Source organism: Phragmitibacter flavus, from assembly GCF_005780165.1.
Taxonomy (GTDB): Bacteria; Verrucomicrobiota; Verrucomicrobiia; order Verrucomicrobiales; family Verrucomicrobiaceae; genus Phragmitibacter; species Phragmitibacter flavus.
In genome coordinates this window covers 57,401-78,705 of sequence record NZ_VAUV01000019.1, presented here as the reverse complement: position 1 = coordinate 78,705, position 21,305 = coordinate 57,401, and the positions used below count along the sequence as shown (strand labels likewise).

Below are 21,305 nucleotides of genomic sequence, written 5' to 3'. Positions count from 1 at the left end.
CAGGCTTTCAGCCTGTGGGTGGGTCAGGCATTCGCTTCGCGGCTTCGCAGCTGCCTGTCCTCAGTCTCAGTCCCCCTTGGCATTCACCCTCAACAGTAACACAGACTTCCAGTCTGTGCGTCCCACGGACTTCCAGTCCGTTCCCACCTCCGACCTCCGACCTCCGACCTCCGCATTCCGACTTCCGACTTCCATCACTCCCACCCACCCAAGGAAAGGCGATCTCCAGATCGCCTCCCAACCAACCACCACCTTTCCCCCAAAGATCGAGAAAATCACCATTCGGCATCGACGAAAATCCACACCCCCGATAGTCTGAGCTTTTTGAGGGAATAAAAAAATCTCACCCGTCTCCTGTGCCAACCTTCCTTCCGCCCCATGCCCTCTGACTTTGCCAATTTCTTCGAAAAGGCCACCGGCAACCCGCCCTACGACTATCAATGCCGCGTTGCCGAACTCGATTGCGAGTCTCGTCTCATCTCCATCCCCACCGGCCTCGGCAAAACCGCCGCCGTCATCCTCGCCTGGCTCTGGAACCGCGTGCACAACAAATCCGACAAATGGCCCCGCCGCCTAGTTTACTGCCTACCCATGCGCACACTGGTCGAGCAAACGCGCGACGAAGCCGAAAAGTGGATCGCCAAACTCGTCGAAGCCGACCTGGCCCAAGGAGCCCCTCCCCAAGTCCACATCCTTATGGGCGGCGAAGACAAAAGTGACTGGGACCTCTACCCCGAAAAACCCGCCATCCTCATCGGCACCCAAGACATGCTCCTCTCTCGCGCCCTCAATCGCGGCTATGGCATGGCCCGTGCCCGTTGGCCTATGCACTTTGGCCTCATCAACAACGATGCTCTCTGGATAATCGATGAAATGCAACTCATGGGAGCAGGGCTTGCCACCACCGCACAACTGCAAGCTTTCCGACCAAGTGGAACTAACACGCATACGTGGTGGATGAGCGCCACGCTGCAACCATCATGGCTCGACACGCCGGATACGCAGAATCTGCTCGCTGAACTTCCGCCGATCATTACAACCTCAGCACCTACTGGGATTTCAAAACCACTCACACTGGCACCCCCAATGGACGAAAGAGGGATTGCCAGCCTCATCGCCGACAGTCACCCACCCCGCATTACCCTCGTTGTTCTTAATACCGTGAATCGAGCGCACGCCGTTTACGAGGCACTGCTCAAAAACAAAGCGTTCGTCAGTGTTGCCGACATTCACCTCGCACACTCGCGCTTCCGTCCAGCAGAAAGAGCAGCTTGGCGGGCGCGGTTCTTAAGTCGAGACGCGGCCATTGAAAAACCACGGGTTATCATCGCCACACAAGTAGTCGAAGCCGGCGTGGACATTTCCTCTGACAAGCTGATCACTGAACTCGCACCTTGGACCTCTCTTGTGCAACGTTTCGGGCGAGCTGCACGTTACGGGGGCACGGCCAGCATCACCGTGATCGACATTGCTGACGAAAAAAAGGCCGCACCGTATGATTTCTCCGCACTCGAAGCCGCCCGCTCCGAACTCAAACAACTCACCGATGTTTCTATCGAATCTTTGGTCGTCCGTGAACAATCGCTCACACCGGAACGCCGCGCTGTGCTTTATCCATATTCGCCGGACTTCTTGCTCCTTCCTCACGAAATAGACGAACTCTTCGACACCACAGCGGATTTGAGTGGTGCCGATCTCGATATTTCGCGTTACATCCGTTCTAGCTCGGACACTGACTGCCAGATCGCATGGATCGCCGAAAAGCCTGCGCCCGAATACGCACCATCAACTCTAGAACTATGCTCCGTGCCGATTGGTGATGCGAAGAAATTTGCTGAGACACGAAAAAACGCGGTCTGGCGTTGGGACTATCTGGATGGCGAATGGAAAACCGCTGGTAGAGACAACATTTTTCCTGGCATCACCTTGATCGCGCTCGCTACAGCCGGAGGATACTCAGAGAATACTGGATTCGACCTTTCATCGAAAAATACCGTCTTAGTCGTGCCCCGGCAAATCCCTCCTATTGAATCTCCCGATTCACGGCAAGACTCCGATGCCCTGTCTGTTTCTGCTTCATTTCAAACCATCAAGGAACATGGCGAGGAAGTCCTCGCTGAGTTACAGAAAATCGGCCTTGAACTCTCCCCCGCGCTCGAACACGCCGCACTCTGGCACGATCTCGGAAAAGCCCATCCGGCATTTCAATCCATCATCAGAGACAACCCAGGAAAAGACACGGCGAAAGCTCCTCCTGGCCACTGGCTGAAAACTTACAGAATCTCCGACAACGATCTGCGCCCAGGCTTTCGCCACGAACTCGCCTCTGCTTTGGCACTGCTCATGTTGCGTCAATCACTCCCCGTGCAATTCACCGACGAGGATTTTAATTTACTACTATATGTCGTCGTTGCGCACCACGGAAAAGTCCGCGCCCGCCTCGCCTCCGCACCTGTCGACCAAGAGCACCCCGTCGCCAAAGCGGGAGGCGAAATGCCCATTCGTGGCATCATGAAAAACGATGTTGTGCCAGGCGCAGCATTCGGACTGCCCGACGCCACCCTCTCACTTGATCCCGCAGCGATTGGGTTCTCTCCAAAAACAGGTGCAGCATGGACCGAGCGGGTGATCGGCCTACTGGAAACCTTTGGTGCATTCCGTCTTGCCTATCTTGAAACACTTTTGCGCGCCGCCGACTGCCGCGCTTCCCAACCAAAATGAGTATGCTGAACGATATTCCTCTCTCTGGGTGCTCCCCGACTCCGCTAGCCTCGTATCTCAAGGCACTAGGCGTGTTCCGCCTTATATCCGAACAAGCCGATTCCTCCGCACGAGGCTATTGGAAAAATGAAGCTTTTGTTCTCTCCACAAAACTCACCAAAGAAGAACTCGCAGAGTTTTTCCTTACTCGCTACGCGCCCACCCCCGTAGTTGATCCGTGGAATCGAGGTAGCGGTTTTCTCTCTTCTGGAGATAAGGCTGCAAAGAACCTAGCGTCCTTCGAATACTCAAAGGCCGCACGACTAAAACCATTTCGCGATAGCATTGTCCAGGTTCGTGCAGTTCCACTCCTTGCAAAAATGCGCAAAGTCGTGAACTCCAAAAAAGAGTTCGACAAGACGAAGCCAGATTTCATCAAGCAATGTCGGCTGATTTGGCGTGGCTCACTCCTAGAATGGCTTGATGCCGCAGTCATTATTGGTTCAGACGTTTCATTGGCATGGCCTTCGTTGTTGGGAACGGGCGGGAACGATGGCCGCCTCGATTTCACAGACAACTTTCGCCAGCGTTACCTCGATCTATTCGACGTTTCAAAGCCGGATGCGCCCCCAGCCGAAAACACCGCGCCACTGCTTGAACACGCGCTTCATGGCAACGCAGTCACCGGAACGGGCAATCACAGCATCGGACAATATATGCCGGGAGCCGCAGGCGGTGCAAACAGTTCGAACGGTTTTGACGGTAGAGGCAATGTCAATCCATGGGACTTCATTCTATTCATGGAAGGGTCCGTTTTATTTGCCGCAGCAGCCTCGCGTCGCCTAGGTGCCACAGGTGTCTCCAGTTCATCGGCTCCCTTCGCCATTCGCGCCAACTCGATCGGCAACGCCTCGGTATCCATGAAGGAAAAATCTGCTCGTGGTGAGCAGTGGTTTCCGCTTTGGGATCGTCCAGCAGCACTGCGTGAGATTCGCGCTTTGCTTTCAGAGGGTCGCGCGCAACTCGGACCAATGACAGTTCGCGAACCAGTGGACATGGCTCGTGCCATTGCTCGGCTCGGAGTCGCCCGAGGCATAAGCGCGTTCGAGCGCTACGGTTACATAGAACGCAATGGTCAGTCCACTTTCGCCGTTCCTCTTGGCCGTTGGAAAGTTGTCTCACAGCCGAATCAAAGCCTGCTTTCCGATCTCGATACTTATCTGCGCCGAATTTCCCGCGAGGCTGCCGGAAAACGCGCCACTGCCTCGCTCACTACTGCCGCTCGCAGATTGAATGACTCCGTTTTTGCCGTCGCCGCAGATGGAACATCACCTTTCCGCTGGCAAGATGTCCTCCTGGCGCTTTCCGGTGCGGACGCTCTTGCCGCCACGCTTCCTCCGTCAAAAAACGGATTTGGCATTGTGCCGAAACTGCACAGCGGTTGGCTTGTTTCAGCGAATGATGGTTCTGTCGAATTTCGCCTCGCTGTGGCATTTGCATCTCAGAGAGGCATTCGTCGCTACTTTCTGCCACTCAACAAATTTGGAAACCAACTCGACGAAAAAGGCGATGTCAACGTGGTCTGCTCCGGACGCGACTTTGTCGCAGACGCCATCGCCTTTCTCGACCGTCGTCTAATTGATTCAGCAAAAGACACTTCGCGGACGCTTATGCAATTTGCCGACGTCTTCGCCTCGCTCTCTGACATCTCATCATTCCTTCAAGGAGCGCTAGATACCGGACGCATTATGTCTTTAGCCCGCGCATTGATGGCGATTGATTACAAAGACTCATCTCTCATCGCCTCACCCATCGGAAGTGAGCCGCCAGAAGATGCCTTCACTCTGTTCCGTTTCTGCCTCGCTCCTCGTCATTGGCAGAATGATCCTCGCCATTTGCAGAAGGACATTCCTGTTCGCGCCGACATCTTTCGCCGCCTATCTTCTGGCGATCTCTCCTCAGCTTCGCGACTGGCCGCTTCTCATCTGCGTGCCCATGGGTTCATCCCTCCGCTATCAATCGCCGCTGGGGACTCGCGCCTGCTCGCCGCAGCACTCGCATTCCCGCTCTCCAGCGCCTCACGCGACATCCTATTGCGCTCGTTCATTTCTGTCTCCGATAACAACCAACCCAAAAACAAACTACACCAATGAGCATTCAACTCGACTCTCTGCAAAACGCACATCGCATCCTCTTCAACATCCCGCTTAGCCCAGTTCAGGGCGAACGGTTTCAGCCCACCGGCTTCCCTTCGCTCGGTGCCGCGACTTATCAGACCCGAAAAGGCGAGTCACTTCTTGTCGAATCTGCACAATCAATGGCCAATCGTCTTGAAGGCGTAATTTGGGATGCAGCCAGTCAGAAACCCATTGGTGCGGCCGAAGGCATCTCCTACATTCGCGTCGAGCGAAAGGGCGAATTCCTCACCTCATCAATCCTAGAATCCCATCGAATTAATTCGCCTTACCTGCTCGCAGGTAAAATAGATAACAAGACCTTGTTCGATGAATTTAAAGACGCACTTGGCGGCCTAGCCGAAGGACCAATCAACCGGCGACTCCTAGCCCAAACGCTCTTTGAATATGACGCCAACGCACTCATTCACGGCGTATTTCTCGCAGCCAAGCAAGGGAAAGAAACTCTCGCCGGAGGACGCCTCCGCATCGCCCGTGCGCTCTCAGCGTTCATTGAGGCTGACGGCAGCAAAGTTGCCGCATCCGGTGGAGTGAAAAACGATCATGTGAATCCCCAAGGGGACACCGGAGCCGGCTTCGGAAACGTGCCTTTCTCACGTGATGAATACACGGCGCAAACCATTACGCTCTACGTCAATCTCGACCTTGATCAGATTCGTGGTTACGGTCTTGATGAAAAAGCCACTCACCTGCTTCTGGTTCTAGCACTCTACAAAGTGCGGGCACTCCTATCTGGAGCGTTGCGCCTCCGCACCTCATGCGACTTGGAACCCCAAGTTTCCGAAATCACTGCCGTCCGTCCCGAAGGGTTCAGCCTCCCATCGCTCAAAGATCTGAAGACAGAATTGAAAGCGTCCATTGCCGCCAACAAAACCGCTCTCAAGCAAACAACCGTCAAATACGAAGACGAACTAACCAAGGGCAAAGGCGAAGACGAGGATGCCGAACTGCAGGTAGGGAACTCCGACGAGCAATAACCGAAAACAACAACATGCCCACACTTTCCATCCGTTTCATCGGCGGGCACTACCACGCCACTCCCTGGGACAAAGCCCAGAACGAAGGCGCGGTCGAGTGGCCTCCCTCGCCGTGGCGACTCCTCCGCGCCCTCATCGCCACAGGTTACGCCAAGCTACCCGAGTGGCTGGATGGCACGCCACCTCCTTTAGCCAAGTCACTTATCGAACACCTCGCCACCGCCCTCCCCTCATACAAGCTTCCACCAGCCACTGGAGCGCACACGCGGCACTACATGCCTACCAACTCGAACCCAACACTCGTGCTTGATTCACGCGCGGTCTTGGGCTCGGACCACGAGCCCATGCTGGTTCACTGGCCCGTCGAATTAACACAGGAAGAACAATCGCTTTTCGACTCACTCGCCGTTCGTCTCTCCTATCTTGGTCGCGCCGAATCGTGGACTGAATGTGAGAGCATACAAGTGCCAACTTTCACCTCATCTCTTGCCGATGGATGGACCATTCCGCATGATGACAGCACACCATTACCCTCGCATTGTGACCAAATACCTCTTATCGCGCCGGTCTCCTCCCCCATCTACTCTGAATGGGTAAACTCTCTACCAAAACCGAAGAACAAAAAACTAGCCCCGGCTCCATCTCTATTTTGTGCCCTTCAGGTTGAAACTTCATGGCTGCAAAAGCACGGCTGGTCAGCACCGCCCGGCTCTCGCCTTGTCATCTACGACCACCCTTCTGCCAGCGCGATTTCCATCGCGCCAACGCCGAAAGCAAATCGACCCGCTAGACCGACTGTTCCCTTCGTATTACTCGCGCTTTCCTCATCCGCCCGCAGCCGTTCTCCCATGCCGTTACGAGAACGCACTCTACCACAAGCCGAACTCCTTCACCAAGCCATTACCTCTAAAGTTCAAAAACTAGCAAATCACACGGACACAGTCTCCGAACTCATCGGCTTGGACGCAGTGCGTAAACCCACCATCGGACATCGCCACGCGCACATTCTTCCGCTCACACTGTTGAATGCGGACAATCATCTCGATCACATCCTCATCTGGACTCCCGGCGGTCTTTCCGAGAGTTCTCAAAACGTTCTGCGCTCACTGCGCAAAACCTATATGAAAGGCGGCGTCGGCGAAGTGGAGGTGCGCTTTGCGGGAAGCGGCACCCGCGAAGAATTCAAAAAAATTCCCGCTCTCAACCACATACTAGGCGAAGCCAAAGTCTGGCAGTCACTAACACCATTTCTGCTCCCTCGCCATCCAAAGAAAAACGGACGCAACACAATTGAGGGACAGATAACTGAAGAACTGACCAGCCGCAGTCTCCCCTCGCCGAAATCCATTGAAATTTTGCGCGAAGAAAGCATAGGCTTTCGCCATTTCGTTCGCGCACGCCGCAAGGGAGCACGTCCGCCGGAGGATTTCGGATACGCCTTGCGCCTGACCTTTCCTATTAGCATTTCCGGTCCAATAGCAATTGGCCACAGCTCCCACTTCGGCCTCGGTCTCTTTGTCCCGGCCGACCAACACTCATCAATTCCATGAACCAACACCACTTCACCATTCAACACGGCGATTACTCGGCTGACATCGTGCTTGGCGGAGAATGGTCGCTCTACGACTTGGCAGAATACATCATCAAGACCATCGGATTCGACTTCGATCACTCGTTTGAATTCTGTGACAACCTGAAAAATCCTTACCGGAGCAAGGAACGTTACACCCTCTTTGCTGACATGGGCGACGATCCCGACTACAACGATCCAGGCGTGCAAAACACCCTTGTCTCAACCGTTTTCAAACCGAAACGAAAAATGATCTTTCACTTCGATTACGGCGACGACTGGCATTTCCTCGTCACCTGCAAGGCCGTGAAACCGTCCGAGAAAAAACGTCGATTCCGTTCCGTGCTCACCACCCAAGGCACCCCACCGACCCAATATCCCAATTATGATGAGGAGGACGTGTAATCCACTTCCGGCTTCCGCCAAACCAAGAACCAAGAACCAAGAACCAAGAACCAAGAACCAAGAACTCCCAAACGCGAATTTTTCTCTTTAGCTTTACGAAATCCCAACCCTCTGGCACCATAGTCGCTCGAACAAACTTTTCACCATGAGCGACTTCGACATGGCCCTCGACTACCGGACCGCCCGTGCGATGTATCCGCATCGTCCGGATCTTTGGCACCCGCCCGAATTCCTCTACGATCCGATTCCCATCCCGCTCGACCACCCCGAGCTGCCCCTCTTCGAACGTCTCGAAGCCAATCCCTCAGCGGTCGACCCCAATCGAACCTCCGCCGTCTTCACCGATCCCATCCCGGCACGGATGCTCAATGAATTTGTCTATTGCCCACGCCTCTTCTACTACGAATTCGTCGACAATGTCTTCGTCGAAAGCATCGACACCGAACGAGGCAGCGCCATCCACAAAAAGGTCGACAAAGGTCGCGGCGATCTGCCTTCAGCGATGCCAAGCGTCAAAGACAGTGCCGCCTCTGCGCCAGCATCACCGGCCTCAGCGGAAGCGGAACAAGAACAAGAACAAGAAGCCTCCACAACACCAACCGCGGTCCAGACCGACACCATCCATTCCCGCTCGGCCACCCTCGGCTCTGACCGCCTCGGTGTCCTCGCCAAAATGGACCTCGTCGAAGTCCAGCTCGCCACCATCTCCGTTCCTGCATCTGCGTCCTTGCCCCCGAGCTCAGGCAAATCCAAAACCAAAGCCACTACTCCCGAACTCGATCTTTTCGCCACTCCAGATCCGCCCTCATCAAAAAACCAAAGCCAAACCCAAACCCAGACCCACGTTCAAAGCGTCACCCCCGTCGATTACAAAGTCGGCTCGCCCCGCATCGGAGAAAACGGAGTGCAACTATGGGACGCCGACAAAATGCAGCTCGGCCTGCAAATTCTTATCCTGCGCGACAACCACTACCATTGCGATCAGGGCGTCATTTATTACAAGGAAACCCGCCAGCGTGTGCCCTTGCAGATGACCCCCGAGCTTGAGCAATGGATCATCAACCATATCGAACAAGCCCGCCAGGTCGCCGCCTCGCCCGTCAAACCCGAACCCCTGCTCAACAGCCCCAAGTGCGTCCGTTGCTCCCTCGCCCCCGTCTGCCTACCCGACGAAACCCGCTTCATGCAACGCTGGTCCGAAGCGTCGCCCCACCTCGACCGCAACTCCTTCTCGAAAAATCGGCTCTCACCCACGCTCACATCTTCAACCACATCCACAGCCACCCAACTTTCACCACGTCGACTCATCGCCGCCCGCGATGACGAACGCGCCCTTTATCTCAACACCCAGGGTGCCAGGGTCACCCAACGCGGTGAAGTTCTCATCGTCAAAGAAGAGACCGCCACCAAAGGCGAGTTCCGTCTTAAAGACCTCAGCCATCTCGCCCTGTTCGGCAACATCCAGATCACCACCCAAGCCATCCAAACCCTTTGCGAAGCCGAAATCCCCGTCGCTTACTTCAGCCAGAGCGGCTGGTTCTACGGCATCACCCGCGGTCATGGACTGAAAAATGTCTTCACCCGCATCGAACAATTCAATACCGCCCAGGACCCTCGACGTTGCCTCGCCCTCGCCCAACGATTTGTTCACGGAAAAATCCGCAACCATCGCACCCAGCTGATGCGCAACCACGTCAGCCTCCCCGACGGCGTCAGCTTGAAACTCAAACGCGCTGCCAGCGACGCCCTCGCCGCCCGCTCCATCGCCGAACTCCTCGGCATCGAAGGCGCCGCCGCCAACCTGTATTTTCAAAACTTCGCCGGCCTCATCAAAGTCAATCCCGACGACGACGAACTCCCCGGACTCGAACCTCAAGCATCCACGGCCAACAGCGAAAACAACTCCGACATCGACCCATCTTTCACCTTCGACTTCAACAAACGCAGCCGACGTCCCCCTGCCGATCCTGTCAACGCCCTGCTCTCCTTCGCCTACAGCATTCTGGCCAAAGACTGCACCCTCGCCGCCCTCGCCGTGGGATACGATCCTTACATCGGCTTCTACCATCAACCCCGTCATGGCCGACCCGCCCTCGCCCTCGACCTCATGGAAGAATTCCGACCCCTCATCGCCGAAAGCGCTGTGCTCACCGCCATCAACAACCGCATGATCACCCCCGCCCATTTTGTCCGCGCCGGCGACGCCATCAATCTCACCCAACACGGACGCAAAGCCTTTTTTCAAGCCTACGAGCAGCGCATCAACAGCCTCATCACCCATCCTATCTTCGACTACAAAGCCAGTTATCGACGCATCATAGAGTTACAAGCCCGCATGCTCGCCCGCTATCTCACCGGCGAAATTCCCGAATACGTCCCCATGATGACCCGTTGATTTTTCCCCTTCCCCGCATCATGTCCGCCCGCGATATCAACCTCAGTTCACGCGTCACCTATCTGGTGTGCTACGACATCGCCAACGACAAGCGATTGAAGAAAGTCTTCAAGCTCTGCAAGAACTACGGCAACCACCTGCAATATTCCATTTTCGAATGCGACCTGAGTCCCCGAGAGCGCACCCGCATGGAAGTCGAGTTAAAATCGCTGATCAAATCCACCGAGGATCAGGTTTTATTTGTTTCGTTGGGACCCGCCGAAGGTCGTGGTGATCGCGTGATCAGCGCCCTAGGCAAACCCTACACCCACTTTGACGCCCCCTGTTATGTGGTGTAAATGCACCGCGTAGATCAAACTCCTTTCCGGTCGGCTCGTTCTTTGACATTTCTTAAACATTCCGCCGCGAGCACCCAGGTGCCCCATCAGGGGTGCCAAGCCTCTCGCGTCTTGAGGATCAATCGTTTCCGATGATCCCCTGCGTCTCTCATGCCCATTCCTCAAAGCATTCGTCCCACCCCTCGCAATCCCGACTTCAAGTCATTCGATTGCAAGCGGTTGGGTGCCTGCTATCTCCGCGCTCTCCCGAGCGCGGCCCCGTTGAAGCGCCGGCAGGATTGAGCATCAATGCCACGACGGGGAAATCTCCGCGCTCTCCCGAGCGCGGCCCCGTTGAAGCGGGCCAAAGATGCGCCGCCATAGCGTTGGGGGCTTTGATCTCCGCGCTCTCCCGAGCGCGGCCCCGTTGAAGCCGGTGTCAACGAGCGCGTCGGTGAGCGTGATCGGGAATCTCCGCGCTCTCCCGAGCGCGGCCCCGTTGAAGCGGTGATGCGGGCGATTTGTTCAACGACGAGACTGTAAATCTCCGCGCTCTCCCGAGCGCGGCCCCGTTGAAGCGACGGTTCGGGCGCGGTGGAGGGTTAGGAGGATGATATCTCCGCGCTCTCCCGAGCGCGGCCCCGTTGAAGCGAGAGGCTTGGGCAAATGAACGGAGGGAATCAATAGATCTCCGCGCTCTCCCGAGCGCGGCCCCGTTGAAGCCACTTCTCGGTGGTCGCCTTCTCCGCCATGATGATGCATCTCCGCGCTCTCCCGAGCGCGGCCCCGTTGAAGCAGGATGCCCTTGTAGTGCGGATAGTAGGCGGCGGCTATATCTCCGCGCTCTCCCGAGCGCGGCCCCGTTGAAGCCAAACCAAACTTCCCCGCCATGTCGCGGCCTACCTGAATCTCCGCGCTCTCCCGAGCGCGGCCCCGTTGAAGCTCAATCGGCAGGCCGTAGGCGCTCATGCGTTGGAGGGATCTCCGCGCTCTCCCGAGCGCGGCCCCGTTGAAGCGGAGCGCTATCTTGTTTGACGGCGAAAATGACGCTATCTCCGCGCTCTCCCGAGCGCGGCCCCGTTGAAGCGCTATTTTCTCGCGGATCGTCGAGAGCGCATTCTCTATCTCCGCGCTCTCCCGAGCGCGGCCCCGTTGAAGCAACTGCGTGGCCACGTCCTTGGCATCAGCCGCCTGCATCTCCGCGCTCTCCCGAGCGCGGCCCCGTTGAAGCATAACGAGGAATCGAAGGAACGTGCTTTTGCCGTGATCTCCGCGCTCTCCCGAGCGCGGCCCCGTTGAAGCCTGCTATGGCAAGCTTTTGCTCGTCCGTGAATGTGATCTCCGCGCTCTCCCGAGCGCGGCCCCGTTGAAGCCTTTTCGACCAGTTTCATCGCGGCGAAAATCGGACGCTATCTCCGCGCTCTCCCGAGCGCGGCCCCGTTGAAGCATGTTGTTCCCGGCGGTGAGTCGCAATGCTGACATATCTCCGCGCTCTCCCGAGCGCGGCCCCGTTGAAGCCATTTTCATAGTTTTCTTGTTCGCTTTTAAAAGCAACATCTCCGCGCTCTCCCGAGCGCGGCCCCGTTGAAGCACGCCGCCGAATAGTGAGGGCGTCCATGGCGCCGCCATCTCCGCGCTCTCCCGAGCGCGGCCCCGTTGAAGCCACGCGCTGCCGGGTGAATCATCAGTGGCGAGCAAAACAATCTCCGCGCTCTCCCGAGCGCGGCCCCGTTGAAGCGTCGAATGGCACGAAGTCCCGCCGTCTGAGCGCGCAAAATCTCCGCGCTCTCCCGAGCGCGGCCCCGTTGAAGCTGCATTATTTTGCATATTATTGTTGCGCCCAACAATATCTCCGCGCTCTCCCGAGCGCGGCCCCGTTGAAGCCAGTGAAGCATGATCGCGGGCTGACCGAATACTACGATCTCCGCGCTCTCCCGAGCGCGGCCCCGTTGAAGCAAACAATGAATATGCCGCCCAAAAGTGAGCGGAGACATCTCCGCGCTCTCCCGAGCGCGGCCCCGTTGAAGCAACCAAAATTTGCTCAAGGCCTCTTTTACGGAAGCCAAATCTCCGCGCTCTCCCGAGCGCGGCCCCGTTGAAGCTGATGGCTTTGGCGGCTTGCAATTCACGCTCGCGCTCATCTCCGCGCTCTCCCGAGCGCGGCCCCGTTGAAGCCAATCATTGACCGAAGAGGAGCGTGAGCTTTTGCAATCTCCGCGCTCTCCCGAGCGCGGCCCCGTTGAAGCTCCGCCGCCGAGGTCTTCACGCTCGGAGGCTCGAACATCTCCGCGCTCTCCCGAGCGCGGCCCCGTTGAAGCAGGGGACGTGCTTCTGGTGGTCGATCAGGGCATGGGGAATCTCCGCGCTCTCCCGAGCGCGGCCCCGTTGAAGCAATCGAAAGCCCTTCATGGCGGTAGAGATTCCGGCGCATCTCCGCGCTCTCCCGAGCGCGGCCCCGTTGAAGCTTTGTCAACGGCTGGATCTGACCCAACTTTGCGAGCATATCTCCGCGCTCTCCCGAGCGCGGCCCCGTTGAAGCATGTCGTCCGCGAAGTTGGCGAGCGATGCGGTGAGGGATCTCCGCGCTCTCCCGAGCGCGGCCCCGTTGAAGCCTGGCTGTTGATCCCGCTCCGTCATAGATGGTTCCGATCTCCGCGCTCTCCCGAGCGCGGCCCCGTTGAAGCCTGATCATGGTCGATGCGGCAGGCGCGTTACTGAAAGATCTCCGCGCTCTCCCGAGCGCGGCCCCGTTGAAGCATGCGGTAGTTGTAAGGCTCTCCAAAATTTGGATGCATCTCCGCGCTCTCCCGAGCGCGGCCCCGTTGAAGCGTCACCTCATCGACGAGGTTAAGTTTTGCTGCCTCGGTATCTCCGCGCTCTCCCGAGCGCGGCCCCGTTGAAGCTATACGATAAATGCCGTCGGTCTCGCTGAAACCAAGAATCTCCGCGCTCTCCCGAGCGCGGCCCCGTTGAAGCCGGGCAAGAGAGCGGCCTCTTGATCCTAATTGGGCGATCTCCGCGCTCTCCCGAGCGCGGCCCCGTTGAAGCAAAGTGGAGGGCGCATGAAACGCGAATCAGAAAAGCATCTCCGCGCTCTCCCGAGCGCGGCCCCGTTGAAGCGAGGTTGGTGATTTGAGCTTGAAGGTTAATCAGTTCGAATCTCCGCGCTCTCCCGAGCGCGGCCCCGTTGAAGCATGGACTCACTGACGAATGAAGAGGCTGTGTTTGTTATCTCCGCGCTCTCCCGAGCGCGGCCCCGTTGAAGCCGTAATCAAAGCCCTTCCACGTCGCCCAGCGGCTTGTATCTCCGCGCTCTCCCGAGCGCGGCCCCGTTGAAGCAAGGAGGTGGTTGGCGATGATAAGTATGCGGCGGTGAATCTCCGCGCTCTCCCGAGCGCGGCCCCGTTGAAGCGTCACCATGACGAGCAGCGGCATGTTCCGGGTCTACATCTCCGCGCTCTCCCGAGCGCGGCCCCGTTGAAGCTTGATGGTCGCGGACGGGAGGTGGTTCTGGGTCATAATCTCCGCGCTCTCCCGAGCGCGGCCCCGTTGAAGCCCTGCTCGTTCGCATAATAGCCAATGATCGGCCGGATCTCCGCGCTCTCCCGAGCGCGGCCCCGTTGAAGCGGAGTGCGGGGCGGAGGAGGTTGACCAGGAACCCCACATCTCCGCGCTCTCCCGAGCGCGGCCCCGTTGAAGCGGTTGAATTGCCATAATCATTCACCCGTTGAGCAGATCTCCGCGCTCTCCCGAGCGCGGCCCCGTTGAAGCGCTGACAAGGTGTTCCCCAAACACGACCGCCCTGAAATCTCCGCGCTCTCCCGAGCGCGGCCCCGTTGAAGCCAAGCATGCCAAGCAAGTTGTCCAAGGCGGAGGCGGAATCTCCGCGCTCTCCCGAGCGCGGCCCCGTTGAAGCTACCTTGATGGAGGGGAATGGGCTGGCGCGGTGCGGTGATCTCCGCGCTCTCCCGAGCGCGGCCCCGTTGAAGCGTATAGAATGAATCCCATGGGTCAGCCCCATAAGCACATCTCCGCGCTCTCCCGAGCGCGGCCCCGTTGAAGCGCAAACCTTCACGACCTGGCTTGAGCGCGACATTGTCATCTCCGCGCTCTCCCGAGCGCGGCCCCGTTGAAGCCCCATGAAAGCCGCCATCCTCAAAGACTTGAAATTTATCTCCGCGCTCTCCCGAGCGCGGCCCCGTTGAAGCCCGGCCCTGTTACCCAGAAGGCGGTCAAGGCTGCCGTATCTCCGCGCTCTCCCGAGCGCGGCCCCGTTGAAGCGTTTTTGTAGCAATCGACATGCATGGCTCCCGCCCATCTCCGCGCTCTCCCGAGCGCGGCCCCGTTGAAGCATCGTGCCGAAAGGAATCTCAAAGCGTTGCGCCAACATCTCCGCGCTCTCCCGAGCGCGGCCCCGTTGAAGCTGCGCCATTTGACCGTTCCTTGGTTGTTTCTGCCTGATCTCCGCGCTCTCCCGAGCGCGGCCCCGTTGAAGCGTCCCATTCCCCATCCCCACCGGCCCCACATAAGCAATCTCCGCGCTCTCCCGAGCGCGGCCCCGTTGAAGCCAAAAAGCGGGCTGAGGACTTGAAAAAAGCCCTCGATCTCCGCGCTCTCCCGAGCGCGGCCCCGTTGAAGCGAAGCGATTGTTCAGGTATTTGGAAACCATGCCTTCGATCTCCGCGCTCTCCCGAGCGCGGCCCCGTTGAAGCAGAATGACGTGTTGAGGAAGATAGCCAGCGCAAAGCCATCTCCGCGCTCTCCCGAGCGCGGCCCCGTTGAAGCACACAACGTGCGACCACGTTTTCACCTTGAATTTCGTATCTCCGCGCTCTCCCGAGCGCGGCCCCGTTGAAGCATTTCTCCAGCCCCCCTTCCCGCACAGATGCAGGCACATCTCCGCGCTCTCCCGAGCGCGGCCCCGTTGAAGCTAAACTTCTGCGTCCCTATCGAGAATTCCATTGTGAATCTCCGCGCTCTCCCGAGCGCGGCCCCGTTGAAGCAAGCCTCCGAAACAAAAAGAGGTCAAGTTGCCGAAATCTCCGCGCTCTCCCGAGCGCGGCCCCGTTGAAGCAACGTTGTGAAGTGCCGCGAGTGTGGGCAGACCTTCATCTCCGCGCTCTCCCGAGCGCGGCCCCGTTGAAGCGTGAGCTTGTGGGTGTGAGCGTGCCAGACTTCGGAGGGATCTCCGCGCTCTCCCGAGCGCGGCCCCGTTGAAGCGTGAATGGGCATGGTGATGATGTGAGCGTTGTTGAATCTCCGCGCTCTCCCGAGCGCGGCCCCGTTGAAGCTGGTGCCAAACCCACCGCAAGACAGCGAGCCGCCAGATCTCCGCGCTCTCCCGAGCGCGGCCCCGTTGAAGCACGGCGGCGATGTTCGTCACCGCGATGTTTCGTGGACCATCTCCGCGCTCTCCCGAGCGCGGCCCCGTTGAAGCAAAATTCATCGGCCTCTACTCCCTCGGTCTGGCCGTATCTCCGCGCTCTCCCGAGCGCGGCCCCGTTGAAGCGTTGCAATTCCGCCTTGAGCGCGTGGTTTTCTGCCATCTCCGCGCTCTCCCGAGCGCGGCCCCGTTGAAGCGGCTGGGGGTGACGGCGGAGAATCAGGCGATGTGGGATCTCCGCGCTCTCCCGAGCGCGGCCCCGTTGAAGCGTCCGATTCCCGACTGCTCCGGTGGCTTCGTGCCGGGATCTCCGCGCTCTCCCGAGCGCGGCCCCGTTGAAGCTCCACATAGGCACGATAAGCCGCCACAGTCGACCATATCTCCGCGCTCTCCCGAGCGCGGCCCCGTTGAAGCGAGGAGTTTAGCGATGCGCGATTGGTAGGCTGCGCCGGATCTCCGCGCTCTCCCGAGCGCGGCCCCGTTGAAGCGATTCGTCTTGATGGTGCGCGTAGTGCATGCTGGCGAAATCTCCAGCCTCTCCCAAGGCTGGCATCGTCGCATTGCAACTGCGCCCCCTCCTGCTGCTCCATCTCCATTGCTTCTCAAGGTATTCCTCATGAAGGAGCGACGAATCAAACACCGCTCAATCCTGTCTTCGTCCCAACAACGCAAACATCCGCCCCGTTTTGCCTTTCTCCACCCGATACGAATAATACCGTTCCAAATCCGAAGCCGTGCTGATCCCCTCATCAAAAATCCGCTCCTCCGGCACTCCCGCATTCGCGGCCTGATCCCGGATCAACTTCGCAAAATCGATCTCAAACACCGGCGGTCGAATGCACGGCGAAAGCTGCACCGTCAAATTCTCGGGCAGCACCCCAAACTCCCGCTTCATCGTCTCGATCATCACCGTCGTGATGCCCGACTCCGCCCCCTTGCGCCCTGCGTGCGCCACTCCAAACGCCCCCGTTACCGGATCCACCGCATAAACCGCACAACAATCCGCCACATAAATCCCCACCAACACCCCAGCTTCGCCACAGACCAATCCGTCCGCCCCTGGCACCGGCTCCGTCGTTCCCGACCGCACCACCGCCACCTGGTTGCCATGCACCTGCTCCGCTGAAGCCACCTGCTCCAGCTCAAACCCCAGGCTCGCCACCACGTCCGCATGCCAGCCCCCGAGCCGACGGAGCACCTCCGCACGGTCCGCCTGCACATCCACCGTCGGATGCCTCAAGGTAAACGTATGCACAAACCGCTCCAACGCAGACAAGCCAGCAAACGACATGCAAAGCTCTCGAACTCCTTCATCAGCCATATTGCCACATACTTCCACAGCCTCGACCAATCTCAATACACTCGAGGTAAAAAAACCGCCACCTCTCTCCTCAATTGCTATCACCCGGTCCAATCAACAAAATTGTCACTCACCGCCCCTTCATCACGCCATCCCGTTCGCCTATGAACAGCGCTTATCAACCGTCCTACCTCCATGAAGCGCATCCAACTACTCACCGGCTTCCTCACGCTGGCTCTCATCCCCCCGAACGCCCCCATCACCGCCGCCGACTTCAACGCCCCCGCCAACACCACGGACAACACCGCCAAGACCGTCAGCGGCGGACAAACCGGTAACGTGGAAGAAGACGCCACCCTCTCGGTAGGCGGCGGCACCACCACCATCGGCATCACCGGCACCGGCACCGCCATCATCACCAACAGTGGCGAAATCCTGCAAACCGGCACCGGACGCACCATCGACAACACCGGCGGCGGCAACTCCGGCACCCGCCTCATCACGAACTTCGCCACCGGCGTCATCCAGTCTGCCGATGGCGACACCATCCGCATCAACCGCTCTGACAGCAACATCACCCTCGACAACTACGGCATCATCCGGTCCCTCAATGCCAGCGCTGGCGGCTCCCAAGCCCTCGACTTCAACGCCATCACCACCGGCACCAACATCGTCAACAACTGGGGCCTCATCATCGCCAACGCCGCCGACTCCGTCCGTCCCGGCACCAACGGCATCATCAACAACTGGGGCACCATCAGCGCCATCCCTGTTGTAGAAGTTGAGGACGGACTCAACGTCGTCTCCGGCAGCGACGGCATCGACGCCCAGACCCGCACCGGCGTGCAGGTCTTCAATTATAACACCATCACCGGACGCCATGGCATCACCGGCGAAGACGGCGGCTCCGGATTCACCATCTCCGTCACCAACTACGAGGACGGCAACATCACCGGCGTCAACGGCTCCGGCATCAACATCGACGAAAGCACCTCCTTCGCCAACATCACCAACTACGGCACCATCACCGGCATCTTTGACTTCACCGTCTACGACGTCGGCGACGGCGATGGCGTGGATGTCGATGGCCTCGTCAATCTCCAAAACTACGGCGTCATCCAGGGCATCAATGCCGGCGGACTCAACGACGGTTCCCTCAACAACTCCGAAGGCATCTCCATCGGCGGCGGCACCATCATCAACCACATCGGAGCCGTCATCAGCGGCGAAAACAACGCCGGCAACAGCTCCGTCGGCAACGGCATTCTGGTCGACGACTCCAACGACGGCAGCGCCTTCGCCTCAACCATCATCAACAACAGCGGTCTCATCCATGGCAAGAGCGGTTTCGGCGTGAAAATCATCGGCACCTTCAGCGACCTCATCGAAAACAACAGCACCGGCACCATCCGCGGAGCCGGACTCGAAGCGACCCTGCAAACTGGTGGCGGGGACGACCTCGTCATCAATCGCGGTGCCATCATCAGCGAAAACGGCAAAGCCATCGACCTCGGCACTGGCAATGACACTCTTCGCGTCCTCGGACCCCAAGCTTCCATCGTCGGCGACGTCAGCGGCGGCGGCGGCACCAATGCCCTCATCATCAACGCCTCAGGCGGCACCTTCGTTTACGCAGATTCCTTTACCAACTTCCTCACCGCCGATTTCCAGGGCGGAAAAGTCATCCTCACCGGCTTCAGCTCGATCACCGGCAAATCGACCATCTCAGGAGGCATTCTCGCCCTCAACGGCACGCTCCAAACGCCGCTTCTCCATGTCCTCGGCGGTGGCACCTTGATGGGCAATGGCACCGTCATCGGCAACGTGCTCAACGGCGGCACCGTCGCTCCTGGCAATTCCATCGGACTGCTCACCATCCTCGGCAACTACACCCAAACCCGCCAGGGCACCTTGCAAATCGAAGTCGGCAGCGTCAACAACCACGATGTTCTCGTCGTCAGCGGCACCGCGGTTCTCGACGGCACCCTTGAAATCGCTTCCCTGGGTTACCAAGCCAAATTCGGCGACCGAATTCCTTTCCTTCGCGCCGGACGCATCACCGGCACCTTCGACACCATCGAAGTCCCCGACTCTGATGTCATCCGCGGACGTTTCCTCAACCTCGGCAACACCGGCGTCCTCCTCATCGCTCCTGCCAGCTATACCGCAGTTGCAGAAACTCCCAATCAAACCCGCGTTGCCGCCGCCCTGGACAACTGGATCGGCATCGAATCCGGCGACATCGGCGCCGTCACCCTCGCCCTCGACCTCCTGCGCGAAGACCAATACCCGCAAGCCTTCGAGGCCATCATGCCTGGCTTCCACGACGCCGCCCTCAGCACCGCCATCGAACTCTCCCACAGCCAGGGCCAGCTCCTCCATCAACAATTGAGCGCAAGACGCATCAGTCAAAGAGGATCGCAGACATTCCCACCCGCAGTTTCAGAATCCTCCGCCAAAGGCGGAAAATCCACCAAATCCGTCAAGGCCATCGCCGCCCCCCAAATCCAGCCGGAATCCGACGATTACCGCTGGTCCACCTGGTTTCAAGGCAGCGGCCTGTTCAGCAGCGGCGGCCTCTCCCTCGCCCCCGGTGAAAACTTCGAGTCCGGCACCTTCATCGCCGGAGCCGACTACGCCCTCTCCGACCACTTCGCCCTCGGCATCTTCGCCGGTTACAGCGAAGGTTGGGGCGACTACGACAACGGCGGCGAGATCGACCTCGAACGCATCCTCTTCGGTGCCTACGCCACCGTCGACATCGGCAATTTTTATCTCAACACCGCCCTCGGGATCGGCACCGTCGACCATGACATCAACCGCCCCATCCAGTTCGCCACGCTCAACCGCAGCGCCAGCAGCGAACCCGACGGGCACGAGTTCTTCGCCCTGCTCGGCGGCGGTTACGATTTCCGTCGCGGCAACTGGACCTTCGGTCCGCAGGCCAGCGTCCAATACAGCAAAGTCTCCCTCGACAGCTTCACCGAGACCGGAGCCGACAGCCTCAATCTGCGTTTGAACGACCCCGAATCCGACAGCTTACGCAGTCATCTCGGAGCCCGCGTTGCCTACACCATCCAGGCCACCGACCGCGTCGCCATCATCCCCGAACTGCGCGCCTTCTGGCAGCACGAGTTCCTCGACGGCGACAGCCTCAACGCCGGCCTCAATGGCGGAGACGGACCCAACTTCAACTTCGAGAGCGAACGAGACGACAAAGACGCCCTCTTCATCGGTGCAGGACTCGGTTTGCAGGTCGGCCCGAGGTTCTACGCCAACCTTTACTACAATGTCGACCTCGGTCGCAACGACCCGAATCACAACATCAGCATCAGCGCCACCATCCGGTTTTAGTCAAAGTAGAAGGCTCGTCCCGAGCCTTTCATTCATTCCCACAACAAGGCTCAGGACGAGCCTTCCAGTTTCACTTTCCAAACAAAAAAGCCGGTGAAGTTCACCGGCTTTTATATATCAATATCAAAAACCCATCCGCATTCCCAACCTCAATCTTAGCTCGCCAGCCCGACCAACCCAGTGACTTCGGAACCATTTCCGCTCATGGCTTCCGCCACCCGGTCCTGCAACGCCCCGCGCAGCTTGGCCACCAAATCCGTGCCCTGCTCGGTGATCTTCACCAGAACTTTGCGGCGATCATCTTCCGCGTGCATGCGCTCGACGTAACCCAACTTTTCCAAACGATCAACCAAACCCGTGGCAGCTGCCGTGCTGTGTCCCATTTTGCGGGCGATGTCGGTCATGGTAAGCTCCCCTGAAGTGCTCAGATAGCCCATCAAATAAAACTGGGCGAAGGAGATGTTCCCCCGACTGAGATCCTTGGAAAGATTCAGCAGGAACTCGCGCTGACTAAACAAAATGAAATCCGCCACTTGAGCCGGATCACTGAGATGCTGGGAGGGGAGTGTATTGGATGATGACATAGGAGTATTGGTTGATGTTCTGAAAACCTGATATTCTAATAATTACAAACTTTAAATACTCACCAGTTAAATTTCAAGGTGTTTTTTACAATAACCATAAAAACTGCCATTATTACACCCAAAAC

10 protein-coding genes and 1 CRISPR repeat array are annotated in these 21,305 nt (G+C 58.5%); of the genes, 8 read left to right on the top strand and 2 right to left on the bottom strand.

Annotation, left to right across the window (positions count from 1 at the left end; all coding sequences use genetic code 11):
- Window positions 1-378 precede the first annotated feature (378 nt).
- From cas3g to cas2, 7 genes are all read left to right on the top strand, one after another.
- Window positions 379-2,721 carry a type I-G CRISPR-associated helicase/endonuclease Cas3g gene (gene cas3g / locus FEM03_RS20995; RefSeq protein WP_138088275.1) on the top strand — a complete coding sequence of 781 codons (2,343 nt, stop codon included), beginning with the start codon at window positions 379-381 and terminating at the stop codon, window positions 2,719-2,721.
- Window positions 2,722-2,723: 2 nt separating this feature from the next.
- Window positions 2,724-4,853, top strand: a complete 2,130-nt coding sequence (cas8g1, locus tag FEM03_RS20990; RefSeq protein WP_166443045.1) for a type I-G CRISPR-associated protein Cas8g1/Csx17 — start codon at window positions 2,724-2,726, stop codon at window positions 4,851-4,853.
- Window positions 4,850-5,872, top strand: coding sequence for a type I-G CRISPR-associated RAMP protein Csb1/Cas7g (cas7g, locus tag FEM03_RS20985; RefSeq protein WP_138088273.1), 1,023 nt, complete (start codon window positions 4,850-4,852; stop codon window positions 5,870-5,872). The genes cas8g1 and cas7g overlap by 4 nt, the downstream gene beginning before the upstream one ends.
- Before the next feature lie 14 nt (window positions 5,873-5,886).
- Window positions 5,887-7,422 (top strand): type I-G CRISPR-associated protein Csb2, encoded by a 1,536-nt coding sequence (csb2, locus tag FEM03_RS20980; protein WP_138088272.1) that lies wholly within the window; start codon window positions 5,887-5,889, stop codon window positions 7,420-7,422.
- Window positions 7,419-7,847: an IS1096 element passenger TnpR family protein gene (locus FEM03_RS20975; protein ID WP_138088271.1), complete on the top strand. Its 429-nt coding sequence runs from the start codon at window positions 7,419-7,421 to the stop codon at window positions 7,845-7,847. The genes csb2 and FEM03_RS20975 overlap by 4 nt, the downstream gene beginning before the upstream one ends.
- Before the next feature lie 145 nt (window positions 7,848-7,992).
- Window positions 7,993-10,242, top strand: a complete 2,250-nt coding sequence (cas4g/cas1g, locus tag FEM03_RS20970; RefSeq protein WP_138088270.1) for a CRISPR-associated endonuclease Cas4g/Cas1g — start codon at window positions 7,993-7,995, stop codon at window positions 10,240-10,242.
- Between the two features lie 20 nt (window positions 10,243-10,262).
- Window positions 10,263-10,580 carry a CRISPR-associated endonuclease Cas2 gene (gene cas2, locus FEM03_RS20965; RefSeq protein WP_138088269.1) on the top strand — a complete coding sequence of 106 codons (318 nt, stop codon included), beginning with the start codon at window positions 10,263-10,265 and terminating at the stop codon, window positions 10,578-10,580.
- Between the two features lie 232 nt (window positions 10,581-10,812).
- Window positions 10,813-16,430: a CRISPR direct-repeat array (repeat unit 36 nt; unit sequence ATCTCCGCGCTCTCCCGAGCGCGGCCCCGTTGAAGC).
- 155 nt (window positions 16,431-16,585) lie between these two features.
- On the opposite strand, the gene FEM03_RS20960 is transcribed toward cas2, so the two are convergent.
- Window positions 16,586-17,233 (bottom strand): purine nucleoside phosphorylase YfiH/LACC1 family protein, encoded by a 648-nt coding sequence (locus tag FEM03_RS20960; RefSeq protein ID WP_166443044.1) that lies wholly within the window; start codon window positions 17,231-17,233, stop codon window positions 16,586-16,588.
- 204 nt (window positions 17,234-17,437) lie between these two features.
- On the opposite strand from FEM03_RS20960, the gene FEM03_RS25715 reads away from it, so the two are divergent.
- Complete coding sequence (locus FEM03_RS25715; protein ID WP_138088267.1) at window positions 17,438-20,596, top strand: autotransporter outer membrane beta-barrel domain-containing protein; 3,159 nt, start codon at window positions 17,438-17,440, stop codon at window positions 20,594-20,596.
- 155 nt (window positions 20,597-20,751) lie between these two features.
- Here FEM03_RS25715 and FEM03_RS20950 read toward each other — a convergent pair whose 3' ends face one another.
- Complete coding sequence (locus tag FEM03_RS20950; RefSeq protein WP_138088266.1) at window positions 20,752-21,180, bottom strand: MarR family winged helix-turn-helix transcriptional regulator; 429 nt, start codon at window positions 21,178-21,180, stop codon at window positions 20,752-20,754.
- Window positions 21,181-21,305: the final 125 nt, after the last annotated feature.